The sequence below is a fragment of the Clostridioides sp. ZZV14-6153 genome (assembly GCF_020657855.1).
Lineage (GTDB): Bacteria > Bacillota > Clostridia > Peptostreptococcales > Peptostreptococcaceae > Clostridioides.
Genome location: NZ_JAGWCZ010000001.1, coordinates 429497 through 443523, shown reverse-complemented (window position 1 = coordinate 443523; position 14027 = coordinate 429497). Strand labels below are relative to the sequence as shown.

Genomic DNA, 14027 nt, shown 5'->3' with positions numbered 1-14027 from the left:
AATATTTGATTTATTCTTAATTTTTATACTATATATTTTATAAATTATTTGTTTTTATTTCCCATATTTTTATATATTTATAGCATACTATTATATATAATATATATGTATTAAAATTAAGACAAAACTTTAACTTTACTATTTGTGTAAAAAGTAATATAATTTAAAATTGATTATAAATCTAACTTTTTTATCTATTAAAATATTCAGGAGGTGAGACATTTGAAAAAAACAAATGCTTTAAAAGAAGTTTTAAACTGGAATAATATGAAAAATTTAAGACCTTCAAAGGGTTTAAAAAATATATTAGAAATTTTTAAAAGCGACCTAAAAGATATACGTGGAAATTATGCAGTACTTATAATAGTTGTAGGACTTGCTTTTTTACCATCTTTATATGCTTGGTTTAATATAAAAGCATCTTGGGACCCATATGGGAGTACTGCTAATATGCTTGTAGCAGTAACAAATGAAGATAAAGGTAATGAGATAGCAGGACAGAAAATTAATATCGGAGACCAGTTAATTGAACAACTTAAAGATAATAAAAGTTTAGGTTGGCAGTTTGTAGATGAGAAAACGGCTCTTGAAGGTGTTAAAAAAGGTACTTATTATGCATCACTTAAGATTCCAAAAAATTTCACAAAAGATTTAACTTCCCTAATTACAGATGATGTTAAAAAGGGTGAGCTTATCTATACAGTAAATGAAAAGATAAATGCAGTTGCACCAAAGATTACTGACAAAGGAGCTTCTGCAATACAGTTACAAGTTAATCAAACAATAATAAAGACAGTGAGTGAAATAGTTCTTGGGGTATCAAATGGAGTTGGTGCAGGAATTGAACATGGGCTTCCAAAACTAACAAAGGTTGAAAGTTCTCTTATCGACCTTCAAAAAAGATTTGACCATATAAATAAGACTGTCGATTTAGCTGCTGATGCTACTTCAAAGCTATCAGGTACAGTTAAAGATATTAAAGCTGATTTACCTACAATTAAAAAGACTTTAAACGATACAAAATTATTATCAAGTGATGTAAAAAAATTCTTAGAGGATACAAATAACAATGTAGATGAACTTTCTCCTCTTATAAAGTCTGATTTAAATTTAATGGTTGACCTTTCATCCTCTGCATCTTCTCTTACATTAAATTTAATAGATGCAGTGAACAGTGGAAGTGAAGATGTACCTAAATTGATAGACAATTTATCAGAAAAACTTTCTAACTTACAATCTTTAAATGATACTTTAGAAGATTTTTTAACTAAATTGAATCAGCTTACATCAAACAATAGACTGGATGATGTAATAAATAGCCTTGAAGATTCCAGCAATAAAATAGATTCTTCTATATCAACATTAAATGATATTAAAGATAAGGTTATATCTGGGCAACAGCCCTCTATAAGTGCCTTAAATAACGTTTTAAGCTTATCAAATGGTATAGGAAGAATTAATTTAAATATTTTAAATAATTTTGACTCAAAAATATCAAAACCTATAAACAGTATATTTGAAAAAAGCATAAATGTGGCAAATGATATAATTACTGTTTTAGATAAAGCAGAAGCAAAACTTCCAAAGGTTGAAGAGATTCTTACTACTTCTTTAAGTCTTTCAGGAAATGCACAAGAAAGTATATCATTAATAAGAGAAAAACTTCCTTTGGCAAAAGGAATGTTAGATGACTTAGTTGATACTTTAAGTAAAATTAGCAATGGTGAGGATATGAAAAAGCTAGTTAACTTACTTGAAAGTGATATATTGACAAAATCAAACTTTTTAAAGGAACCTGTTGAAGTAAAGACAGAAAAATTATATCCAATTGCCAACTATGGTTCTGCAATGACACCATTTTATAGTGTTCTTTCTACATGGGTAGGTATATTACTGCTTTCAGCATTATTATCTACATCTGTACATGGAAACTATAAGCCTTATGAGATTTATTTTGGAAGAGGACTTACTTTTTTAAGTATAGCTCTCGTTCAAGGATTTATAATTGGAACTGGAGATATATTATTATTAGGAGTAACAGCAGAGCATCCAATTTTACTAATAATTCTACTCATGTTTACTAGTATGGTGTTTAATTTTATAGTTTACTCTTTGGTGTCTGTATTTGGAAATATAGGAAAGGCAATTGCAATAGTACTACTAGTCGTACAAATTGGCTCTTCTGGTGGTACATTCCCTATACAAGTTACACCTACATTCTTCCAAAGAATAAATCCTATAATGCCATTTACTTACGCAATAGGTGCCACAAGGGAAGCTGTTGGTGGTATATATCCTCCAAATTTAATTAAAGATATATTAGTATTACTATTATTTATGATTTTGTTCATCTGCTTAAATGTGCTTCTAAAGGGTCCTATAAATAGAGTTATAAAACCATTTAACAAAAAATTTGGTGATAGTAATTTAACTGGACATTAGACACTTTATTATATCTTTAAAAATCCTATAAAAATAATCTATAGTTTAAGTTTATATTAAAGGTAGTAACTTCTCAGTTACTACCTTTTTCTAGTTTCTAGTTAATAAGCTATCCCTCATAATTACTTATAAATGACTGATATTCATTCATTGACTTTCAAAATGCCATATGCTATTATGTACTTGAAATCAGAAGGAGGATGCTATATGCCACGTATTACTAAAGAACCTAATGAGCGTAGACAAGAAATTTTAGATACTGCAATGAAGTTATTTTATGAAAATGGATATGAAAAAACTTCTATTACTGATATTGCAAAATATATGAATGTTGCACAAGGTTTGTGTTATCGTTATTTTCCATCAAAAGAAATCTTATTTGATAGTGCTATAGACCAGTATGCACAAACTTTAGTAGATAAAATGCTACCTACACTAAACAATAAAAATAAAACATTGAAACAAATAATTGAAGAAGCACCAACATTTATTGATATAGAAACTGATGATAATCTTTATTACAAAGTATGTCATGGAGAACAAAACAAAAAAATTCACGACCAGTTATCTTTGAGAGTCTGCGAGAAGCTTGTGCCAATTGTAAAAAAACAAATTGAACTAGCTAATTCTCGAGGAGAAATTAATATTCCTGATTCCGATACAACAGCATACTTTTGTGTATATGGTCAACAAGGTATATTACTACGTAATGACATTTCTAATGATGAAAAGATAGAAAGAATTCGTTCTTTCCTAACTCATCTTATGAATGTTTAAATATATATCTGCTCAACAATCAGAGATACATATATTTTACAAACATAATTTAGCATTACATTCTATCTTTCACTTCTATTCTAAAGATATACAGATTGACACTTTTTATATCACTCTGTATATCTTTAGATGAACTTGCAGTTACATTAATCCTTTGTAGTTCTCTCCCTCTAAAAAATAAATATCACTTTTACAGATATTCTAGCTTTATTTTCTTTATAATTTATAAAAGCATATCATAGAAATTTAATATTAAATTACTTCACCTAACACAACCTAAGCATTTAATTCATATAATCAGTTATTCCAGATTTTAAGTTATACAAATTCTTAAAACCTTCTTCAGCTAACAAATTACATGCAGTAACACTTCTATGGCCACTTCTACAATAAACTATTACCTTTTTATCCTTATAGTCATAAATTTCATCTATACTATTAATTAACTCTTGTAAAGATATGTTTATCGCATTTTCTATTTTACTTTCATTAAATTCATCTTTAGTTCTTACATCTAACAATAAAATATCTTTTTCATTTTTCATCATTTCCTCAAGTTGATTTTTATTTATAGTCTTGTACATAATTTAAGATTCCTCCATTTTATTTATATATTACTTATACCCTTTATTTTTTATCAGATAACAAAATATTATATTTTTATTTTTCTCATATATATAAAATGTATACTTATCATAAATACACTTTTCTCAAACAATAATCTGTTGATTAAAACAATTAAGAATGTTATGCTAATTATAATTATTAAAAGGGAAAAGAGGTAATTTAATATGTTTAAGCAAAGATTATGTAAGTTATTATCTAGCACATTAGTACTTAGTATGCTATTTACAGCTACTCCAAATATTACTTTTGCTGATAATGATACACAAAATAGTTCCAATAAGTATCAAAGCTCTGATATAGAGTTAAATGATTATAGTAAAGGTTCGGAGTCTTACACAAAAACTAGAGCTCTTGCTAAAGAAAAAATTCAAACTTTATTATCTAAATACGGCGCTGTAAGTGCTCAATATGCTTTAATTGATAATGGTAAAATTGAGATTTCTGGAAATGGTGGAGTATACAGCAAACAAGATAATAAAAATTTAACTAAGGATAATATGTACAATATTGCATCTATCAGTAAAGTATTTACTACAACAGCTGTTATGAAGTTGGTTGAAGAGGGAAAATTAAATTTAGACACTCCTGTAGTAAATTATATACCTGAATTTAAAATGGCTGATGATAGATACAAAGAAATCACTCCAAGAATGTTATTAAATCACTCATCAGGGTTAATGGGAAGTAGTTTAAAAAATGCCCTTTTATTAGGAGACAATGATTCTTATGGCCATGATAGTTTCTTAGAAGAATTAAAGAAACAAAGATTAAAAGCTAAGCCAGGAGCTTTTTCTGTTTATTGTAATGATGGATTTACTTTAGCTGAAATTTTAGTAGAAAGAGTATCTGGTATGTCATTTACTAATTTTCTTGATAAATACATAAATAATCCGCTTAACTTACAAAATACAAAAACTCCAGAAAATAGTTTTGACAGTTCAAGACTTGCAAAAGCCTATGTACCTTATTGGGAAGATGCAGTTCCACAAGATAACTTTAATACTATAGGTATGGGTGGTTTATATTCAAGTGCAGAAAACTTATGTACATTTGCACAAACATTTATGAAAAAATCAAATGGGATTCTTTCTCCTACTTCAGTAAAAGCTATGGAAAATAAAGAATATTTAAATGGTCTATGGCCTGAAGGAGAAGACTCTATACTTGGATATGGTTTAGGATGGGATTGTGTCAACACTTATCCATTTAATCAATATAATCTAAAAGCACTTACAAAAGGTGGGGATTCCTTATTATTCCATAGTAATCTTACAGTGCTTCCAGATGAAAATATGGCAGTTGCAGTTGTTTCTTCTGGTGGAAGTAGTCAACTTAACGAAGTAATTGGGCAAGAAATTTTACTATCTGCATTAAAAGAGAAAGGTAAAATTAAGGAAATAAAACCTGATAAAACATTTAGTAAGCCACAACAAGTCAAAATGCCAAGTTATTTAAAAGAAAATAGTGGACTTTATGCTTCTTCAAATATGCTAAAAGTTGATGTTAATGATAATGGTACTCTAACAGTATCTTCTCCTTACATAGAAAATGGACCTGAAGATAAATATGTATACATAGGTCAAGATAGATTTGTATCTGAAAAAGGTAATAGTTGCCTAAAATTTGTAAAAGAAAAAAATAATATCACATATTTAAATATGAGCTCTTATGATGATGTTCCTGGATTAGGTCAGACAGCAAGTTTATACTATGTAGCTCAAAAGGTAGATAGCAATAATATATCAAATAGTGTCAAAGAAGCATGGGAAAAAAGAGGTGAAAAAGGTTACTATCTAGTAGATGAAAAATATACTTCTCAACACTATATGTTTGGTTCTGTTAAAGCAATTCTTGGTATTTCTGATAAAACTCCAGGTTTTTTAGCTAATACTAAAATAGTAGATGAGAATAATTCAAATGCTTTTATAGAAATCCCTGGTGTAATGGGTCGTGACTTGAGTGATATTAAACTGTATAAAGAAAATGGTACAGAATACTTAAAATTCGCAACACAAACATATGTAAGTGAAGATTCCCTAACTAGTTTATCATCAGAAAAATCTTCCACATATCAACTAGATTCAAATGGCTATGCAAAATGGTACAAAATTGGTGATGATATAGCAAACAAAAAAATAGAAGTTAATCTTCCTCAAAATTCATCTTTTGCAGTTTATGATGATAAAGGAACTCCTGTAAACTACTCTTTAGTAACAAAGAATAATAGAGTTAGATTGCCAAAAGGAGGAGTAATAGTTTTCTTAGGAAGTCCAAATGCTAGATTTGAAGTTACATACCAAGATGAAGTAAATGCAAATGCACTAACAGGAACTGATAGATATGAAACTTCTATCAAAATAAGCCAAGCAGGTTGGGAAAATGCTGAAAACGCCGTTTTAATAAATGACTCTGCAATTGCAGATGCTTTGGCTGCAACACCATTCGCATATAAAAAAGATGCTCCTATCTTGTTGACTGGAAGCTCTCAAATAAATGAAAAGACTTTAGCTGAATTAAAGAGATTAAAAGTTAAAAATGTATATGTAATTGGTGGTGAAGCTTCTGTAAACGAAAAATCTTTAGATACTATAAAGTCAGATAATATCTCTGTATCTAGAATTTCAGGAAATGATAGATATGAGACTTCTCTGAATCTTGCTAAAGAATTAAAAGGAATTAGTAATGTATCAAAAATATCAGTAGTTAATGGTGAAAAAGGATTAGCAGATGCAGTAAGTATTGGTGCAGCATCAGCTCAAAATGATATGCCTATAATACTTACTAATGAAAATAGTAATATAACTGAAATAAATAATTTATTCAAAGATAAAAAAATAGATAAGTCTTATATAATTGGTGGAGAATACACAGTTTCTAAAAATATAGAAAGTAAACTTAAAAATCCACAAAGAATATCAGGTAGCACTAGAAATGAAACAAATGCAAAAGTAATAAAAGAGTTTTACAAAGATTCTACTATAAGCAATCTATATGTTGCTAAAAATGGAATCAATAAACAAGATGATTTAATAGACGGTTTATCTGTTGGGGTTTTAGCTGGAAAAACTAAATCGCCTGTAATACTAGTAGGAAATTTACTAGACTATAGTCAAAAAGAACTATTTAAAACTATGAGATTTAAATCAGTAACACAAATCGGTGGAAATGGAAATGAAAATTCATTTAAACAAATTAAAGAAATAGCTTAACATTTTGAAATGGGCTATATTCAAATAAAATTATTTGAATATAGCCCGTTTTTATTTCAATTATAAAATGTATATCTATAAAAATAAAGCTTAAATATTTCATTCTTTTTACTACTGATAATATACCTCATGATAAGTTTCTTTAGTCATAGATAAGTCAAAATACTTTGAGTATTTTTAAATTAATCTTTATTTATCATTCATACTTAGTAATTTATCTAAGTATACTGACTTTAATTGCTTACTAGCCAAAACTTTTTTAGCTGGTTCAAGTTTTAATATGGCTGATAGTATCGCTCCCATAGCTCTGTGACTAGCTAAGGCATTATTATCAAAAATTAAATTTTGTAATTGCCCTTTCTCGATTGCCATGAGAACTGCTCTATGTACTGAATTTGCAGGAGTTATTATTTTTTCATTTCTCTTTAATAGCATAATACTATTTTTGTGACAATTTCTAACACAAACTCCACAACCTAGACATCTATCCTCATCAATTTTTATATATTCTTTATCATTTTCTTTTACTTTACTTATTGCATCTATTGGACATGCAGTTATACATTTACCACACTTTACACAGCTTTCATGGTTTATATTTGGTATAAAACTAGTTGTTTGCACTGGATGAAGATTTCCAAATCTTTTTGCTGCTACTAATGCCTCACAACAGCAACCACAACAATTACATATAAATGTAACTCCTTTTCGAACATTTTCTCCACATTGAACTAAATTATGTTCATATGCTTGATGAAGTAATTCCTTACATTCTACTTTATCTACACGTCTTGCAAATTTATTGTTTATTAAAGAATTAGCTACATTGTCAAATGTCATACATATATCCATAGGAGCATCACAGGCTTTTCCAACATGTTGCATTCTATGTCTACAATAACACATACTTATACCTATCTGAGTCGATTCATCAATTATATGAGTGGCTCTTTCATAATCTAAAATACTTACTTCATTATCATTAGTCAATACTTCTTCTTGAACATAAACTCTTCCAAGTTTTGTTTCTGTTGAATAAAATAAATCTTTAATAAAGTCTTCTTCTACATTCATATACTGATAGTAAAGTTCTGATAAAAGTTTTTGGTCTATATCATGTCTTGTTCTCATCATGGCAAATTCAAAAAAACCAGCCATTGGAGGAGGCATTATATATTTTTTACCTTTTTTATCTTCTATATCTAGTATTAGTGCCCTGCTAGCTAACTTATCTAGCACCCTATATGCTTCACTTTCACTTATACTCCAAATTTTAGCTGCTGTTTTTACTCTAAAAGGCTTTATTGGAAGTTGTGCCACTAATTTTGCCTCTTGCTCTGTAAAAAGTACATTTAATATTTTGTATAATGTATCGGATGGTGGAGCACCCTGTGGAAATTTATTTATTCTCTCTTCTAAGCTTTTATACATGTTTTTAGCAGTTATATGAGAAATATTAATCACCTTCTTTTTCTTTTGTTTTCCAATAGAATCAAATATCTTTCCTTATTATCTAAACTCCTACTTTATATAATACCAATTCTTTCTAAATAGTTAAATACCTCTAGCAATTTATTTATTAGATTTCTTATATAAATAAAAACCGTTTAATCAGCATAATTATAGTTTATACCAATTAAACGGTTTTAATAATAATTTATATACTTTCTTTTCTTATATTATCTATTATATTCTCCTTATTTAATTTATTCATAGGTATATATGCTGCTATAAAGGTTATTATAAAAACACTCACTATACATATGACAATTGCTGTCCATGGTATAACTGTAGAAAATTCAATTACACCTGAAACTAATTTATTCATAATTAATATCATCCCAATACCAATTGGTACGCCAAACAATAAAGATAAAATACCATAGATAAAACTTTCTAAGTATATCATTTTTCTAAAGCCTACAGGAGTAACACCTATTGATTGTATTATCGCTAGTTCTCTTTTTCTTAGATTTATACTTGTACTTACTGTATTTAGTATATTTGTAACACTTACTAGAGATATCACTACTATAAACCCATATACAAAAACTTTAATAGCTTTTAAATTTTGCTTTGCACTTTTGTCACTTGTATTTTCATCATGGAAATTGACATTATTTTTCTTAGCCAAAGACTCTATACTCTTCCTAGTCTGAGCACTCCCCCCTGAGTCAATAAAGACAATACCTTTCTCTAACTTTAAATCCATATTTTCAGCAACCTCATCATAAGTTATAAATTGCAACCCCATATTTTGATAACCCATTCCTAGACGTTCTTCATCTGTTATACCAAGAATTTTTATGTTTACTTTTTTCTTTGAATCATTTTCGCCAGTATATTCACAAATTACAGTATCTCCAACTTTGTAATTAGTTAGCTCTATTACTCCTTTCTTACCCTTTGATTCAAAGTAACTTTTTCTAACAAATATCACTCCATTTTCTTTAATCGCTCTTTCTTTATCAAAAGAGCCTTTTATTAAGTTTTTTGTTTTATTTTGTATTGCAGTTTCTCCAGGAAAAATTAGTTCGTTGTTGTTAAACTCATATACATAACTATCTCCAACCTTACGTTGTTGATAATAATCCTTAATTAGATTTTCTTTAGATTTATTTATTTTATCCTTATCTACTCCTATAGAAATATACTCTCCTACAGCTACTTCAAAGTTTTTTATTCCAGATATATTTTTTAGTTTATTTATAGTATCATCCATAGACTTGGATATTTGTCTTGAACTTAAATATAAATCGTAGTTTCTTTGAGAATTTCTGATTTCTTCACCTTTTAAGAAATTCGCCATAAATCCGCTAAAAGATATAAATATTACTATACTTACTATTAAAGAAAAAAGTGTCACAATAAATTTCTTTCTATTTCTTCTTACACTTTTATATGCAAGTACACCTTCTGTTCCAAAAACTAATCTAATAAGTTTCGAATTTTTAACCTTACCTACTTTGTAATCTCCACTGCTCCTTATTACACTAAGAGGAGAAATATTAGAAGCTGTTATTGCAGGTAGGAGAATTGATATGAAAATTGTAAGCAAAACAATTATTATACTGATAATTATTATTAATGGATTATATATTATTTGTAAACCCATCTGTGATACAACTGATTCCGTAAGATATTTATTTATAGCTTTAAATACTAAATCTATAGCTACTGTTCCAGACAATAGACCTATTGGTATACCAATACAGCTAATTATAATACCTTCAATAAAAACTAATCTTTTAATTTGGTTAGTTGTAGCTCCTATAGAATTTAATATTCCAAACTGCTTTTTTCGTTCAGTTATAGAAATACTAAAAGAATTATATACTGTAGCAATTGTACATATAATTACTAAAATAGTTACCATAGTAATTATAGCTTTTATAGAACTATTTATATTTGCATACTTACTAGCTCCTTGTAATCTCAATAAATGTTCATTGTATTTTATCATTTCAGAGTTTGATGCTTTATCTTTATTTGTATATATATTATTACTTATTTTTCTTGTTATTTCATATATATCTTTAGGATTTTTTGCTGTTATTGATATATTCACTGTCTCTTTCTTATTATCTATAGGATTAAAGTAAGTTAAACCAGTAGCAATTTGGTCAGTGAGTTCAAATCCTGGTCTTTTAATTATACCTACAATTTTAAACGTCTTTTCTTTTTCATTTGCAATATAATCTCCTTCATGAAATACACTCATATCATCAATTTTTTTGTTATTTCTATCAAGCACGTCACCTACTTTTAAGGTTATATTATCTCCTATTTTTAGCTTTTTCTTCATAAGATTAACTATATTTTCACTTAAAATAATTTCTCCACCTTTAGCTGGGAATCTACCTTCTTTTATAGAAACTCTATATCCTTCCATAGCATTTTTATCATATTGTTTAATGCTTAATATACCGTTTACAGTATCTTCTATTCTAGAGTATCCAAGTTGATTAGTAAGTGCATAACTTTTTATCTCAGCTGATTTTGTTACATAGTCTATATTTTTTTTGTTTACATTGTAGAATTTAGCATGATAACTTCCATCATTTTTTATGGTCTCTCTTATTTGATAATCCATAAAACTTTCAAATATGTTACCTATACCACAAATTAATGCAGTTGAAAGTATTATTCCAATTATAGTCACAATAGTTCGTCTTTTATTTTGTTTTAGGTATCTAACAGTTAGGGATGTATATAGATTCATTTACATCACCTCATCACTTTTTATAATTCCATCTTCTATGCCTATAATTCTATCCGCCTGAAGTGCTATGTTTTTGTCATGAGTTATCATTATTAATGTCTGATTGTATTTTTTTACTGATACTTTTAATAGTTCTAGTATTTCTTTTGAGTTTTTGCTATCTAGATTACCTGTTGGCTCATCTGCTAATACTATAGATGGTCTATTAATTAAAGCACGCCCTATAGATGTTCTTTGTTGCTGACCTCCTGATAATTGATTAGGAAGATGATTTTCTCTGTCGCTTAGACCCAATGTTTTCATTAAATCATTCAAGTATTCTTTATCAATCTTTCTATTATCGAGCTCTGCTGGAAGTAATATATTTTCTTTGACATTTAAAACAGGAATCAAATTATAGAATTGATATATAAGACCTATATTTCTTCTTCTAAAGATTGCTAAATCCTTAGTTTTTAGATTATATATATCTACATCATTTATATAAACATTACCACTAGTAGGTCTATCAACACCTCCCAATAAGTGTAATAATGTACTCTTTCCGCTTCCACTTGGCCCTGTTATTGCTATAAACTCACCTTTTTCGATAGACAAGCTTACATTTTTTATTGCATCGACTTTTGTTTCATTTTTACCATAGCTTTTGGTTAGATTTTCTACTCTTAAAATTTCCATAACAACCTCCAATATTTATCTTCTATACTTCATATATTAGACTCAAGCTATTACTATAAAGTGAATTAAATATTACAGATTAGTCACTATTATCACCATATATCTTATGAAATACTATATGAAATTCCGTTCCTTTACCTTTTTCACTATTTACATAAATATCTCCATTTTGGCTTTCTATTATGGATTTTGCCATTGCAAGCCCTATGCCTACACTATCCTTTTTTGAACTACTTTTCCCTCTATAGAAACGTTTAAAAATATGTTGTATATCTTTTTTATCTATTCCTTCACCATCGTCTTTTATTATTAACTCTGAAAATAATGGATTTTCTTTGTAAATTATAATTATATTTCCAAAATCAGGAGTATGTTCTATACAGTTTTTTATTATATTTACTAAAGCCTCCACTGACCAATCAATATCACCAACATAAGATACATTATCATTTCCTTCTATACTTAACTTTTGTTTTTTAATCTCCATAGGTATTTTCATTGGTTGCATTGCTTTATGTATAAGTTCACTAAATTTTATTTTTTCTTTCTTAAACTTTATAACTTTAGCTTCCACTTTTGATAATTTAAGCATACTTTTAATCAACCAGTCCATACGATTTAGTTGATTTTTTATCTTGTCTAAAAAGTCTATTTTTACTTCATATGGTACATCATTATATAATAAATCGCTTAGTATAATTAAGGAAGTCATAGGAGTTTTCAACTGATGTGATATATCTGAAATTGTATTATTTAAAAATATTTTTTCTGATTTTAAAAGTTCAACTTTTTCATTGAGAATTGTTGTCATCTTCAATAACTCTGTTTTTAAAAGACCTATCTGTCCTTCTTGATTTCTATTTTTCATATCAAATTCTTTTCCCTCGGAGCTGTAGTAAACATACTTAGTCATATCTGATAAGTCATTATACATAGCTCTAAAATATTTAAGTATCAACATAAATATCAACATAAAAATTATGCAAACTAAGATTATATTTATTTTTATAGTGTTTGAAAGTAATTTAGAAGTAAGAGGCTCAGAATTTATTTTAATAGTTTTGTCATAGTTATACTTACTTAATATTTTCTCACCAAATTCTACATTTTGCATGGACTTTCCTTGTGTTATTATATCTACGATATCACTTTCTAGTTTGGGATACTTGTTAACTAAGGTTCCTATTATCGCTTGATTATTTTTTACAATCATATTTTTAGTTGTATTTATATTGATTATGCTAAATCCAATTGATATAAGAATTACCATCAGCATTAAAATAATGTATCTATTAAAAAATTTCTTTACTTCAGGATTATATAGAAACATTATTTTCACTTCCTATCCATTTATAACCTAGTCCTCTTACAGTTTCTATGTAAATTGGTTTACATAAATCATCTCCTATTTTTTCTCTAAGTCTTTTTATATAAACAGTTAAAGTATTATCGCTAACAAAATCATAAGTTACATCCCAAAGCTTTTCTAATATTTGAGTTCTACTCAAAACTGTATTTTTATTCTGTATAAGAATTAAAAGAAGCTTATATTCAACAGATGTCAGAAATATTTCTTTGTCATTTTTATATACTCTAGCTTCTAATGTATATATGTTTAAATCTCTAAATTTAAGTATCTTCTTATTTTCTTCTATAGCGTCACCTTTTCTTCTTAAAACAGCTTTTATCCTCGATATTAATTCTCTAATTCTAAAAGGTTTTGTTATATAATCATCTCCACCTATATCAAGCCCCATTACAATATTTACTTCTTCATCACAAGCAGTTAAAAATATTATAGGAATCTGAGAAAACTTTCTTATATACTCACAAAATTCATATCCTGTTCCATCTGGTAACATTACATCCAGTAGTACCATACTATATTCATTAGAAGATATCATTTCTCTTCCACTCGATAAATCCTTTGATATATCTACACTAAATCCCTCTTGCTCTAATGCATACTTTATTCCAAAAGAGATAGTGCTGTCATCCTCAACTATCAATAACTTTAACATAACTATTTCCCTTCTTCACATTTTAATTTTAAACTATTTACATATACAACT

The 14027-nt window shown here is 27.7% G+C and carries 9 protein-coding genes; 3 read left to right on the top strand and 6 right to left on the bottom strand.

Features of this window, described 5'->3' with window-relative positions:
* Positions 1–213 precede the first annotated feature (213 nt).
* Both KGF46_RS02050 and KGF46_RS02045 read left to right on the top strand, forming a co-directional pair.
* Entirely contained in the window at positions 214–2442 is a 2229-nt protein-coding gene (locus tag KGF46_RS02050; protein ID WP_227841917.1) for a YhgE/Pip domain-containing protein, read from the top strand.
* A gap of 207 nt (positions 2443–2649) precedes the next feature.
* Entirely contained in the window at positions 2650–3219 is a 570-nt protein-coding gene (locus KGF46_RS02045; RefSeq protein ID WP_227841919.1) for a TetR/AcrR family transcriptional regulator, read from the top strand.
* A 284-nt stretch (positions 3220–3503) separates the two neighbouring features.
* On the opposite strand, the gene KGF46_RS02040 is transcribed toward KGF46_RS02045, so the two are convergent.
* The gene (locus tag KGF46_RS02040; RefSeq protein WP_227827333.1) at positions 3504–3803 is read right to left on the bottom strand and encodes a rhodanese-like domain-containing protein; all 300 of its coding nucleotides are present in this window, start codon (positions 3801–3803) and stop codon (positions 3504–3506) included.
* A gap of 207 nt (positions 3804–4010) precedes the next feature.
* On the opposite strand from KGF46_RS02040, the gene KGF46_RS02035 reads away from it, so the two are divergent.
* Positions 4011–7055, top strand: a complete 3045-nt coding sequence (locus tag KGF46_RS02035; RefSeq protein WP_227841920.1) for a serine hydrolase — start codon at positions 4011–4013, stop codon at positions 7053–7055.
* A gap of 189 nt (positions 7056–7244) precedes the next feature.
* On the opposite strand, the gene KGF46_RS02030 is transcribed toward KGF46_RS02035, so the two are convergent.
* From KGF46_RS02030 to KGF46_RS02010, 5 genes are all read right to left on the bottom strand, one after another.
* Positions 7245–8519 (bottom strand): 4Fe-4S dicluster-binding protein, encoded by a 1275-nt coding sequence (locus tag KGF46_RS02030; protein ID WP_227861772.1) that lies wholly within the window; start codon positions 8517–8519, stop codon positions 7245–7247.
* 193 nt (positions 8520–8712) lie between these two features.
* Positions 8713–11277 (bottom strand): ABC transporter permease, encoded by a 2565-nt coding sequence (locus KGF46_RS02025; RefSeq protein WP_227861771.1) that lies wholly within the window; start codon positions 11275–11277, stop codon positions 8713–8715.
* Positions 11278–11955 carry an ABC transporter ATP-binding protein gene (locus tag KGF46_RS02020; protein WP_227827329.1) on the bottom strand — a complete coding sequence of 226 codons (678 nt, stop codon included), beginning with the start codon at positions 11953–11955 and terminating at the stop codon, positions 11278–11280.
* A 79-nt stretch (positions 11956–12034) separates the two neighbouring features.
* The gene (locus tag KGF46_RS02015) at positions 12035–13285 is read right to left on the bottom strand and encodes a sensor histidine kinase (RefSeq protein ID WP_227850185.1); all 1251 of its coding nucleotides are present in this window, start codon (positions 13283–13285) and stop codon (positions 12035–12037) included.
* Entirely contained in the window at positions 13272–13976 is a 705-nt protein-coding gene (locus KGF46_RS02010) for a response regulator transcription factor (RefSeq protein WP_227827327.1), read from the bottom strand. Before KGF46_RS02010 ends, KGF46_RS02015 begins: the two co-directional genes overlap by 14 nt.
* Positions 13977–14027 lie beyond the last annotated feature (51 nt).

Coding starts and splice junctions, on each gene's coding strand:
- KGF46_RS02010 (WP_227827327.1), bottom strand. CDS start 13,976: ATGTTAAAGTTATTGATAGTTGAGGATGACAGCACTATCTCTTTTGGA.
- KGF46_RS02015 (WP_227850185.1), bottom strand. CDS start 13,285: ATGTTTCTATATAATCCTGAAGTAAAGAAATTTTTTAATAGATACATT.
- KGF46_RS02035 (WP_227841920.1), top strand. CDS start 4,011: ATGTTTAAGCAAAGATTATGTAAGTTATTATCTAGCACATTAGTACTT.
- KGF46_RS02020 (WP_227827329.1), bottom strand. CDS start 11,955: ATGGAAATTTTAAGAGTAGAAAATCTAACCAAAAGCTATGGTAAAAAT.
- KGF46_RS02040 (WP_227827333.1), bottom strand. CDS start 3,803: ATGTACAAGACTATAAATAAAAATCAACTTGAGGAAATGATGAAAAAT.
- KGF46_RS02045 (WP_227841919.1), top strand. CDS start 2,650: ATGCCACGTATTACTAAAGAACCTAATGAGCGTAGACAAGAAATTTTA.
- KGF46_RS02025 (WP_227861771.1), bottom strand. CDS start 11,277: ATGAATCTATATACATCCCTAACTGTTAGATACCTAAAACAAAATAAA.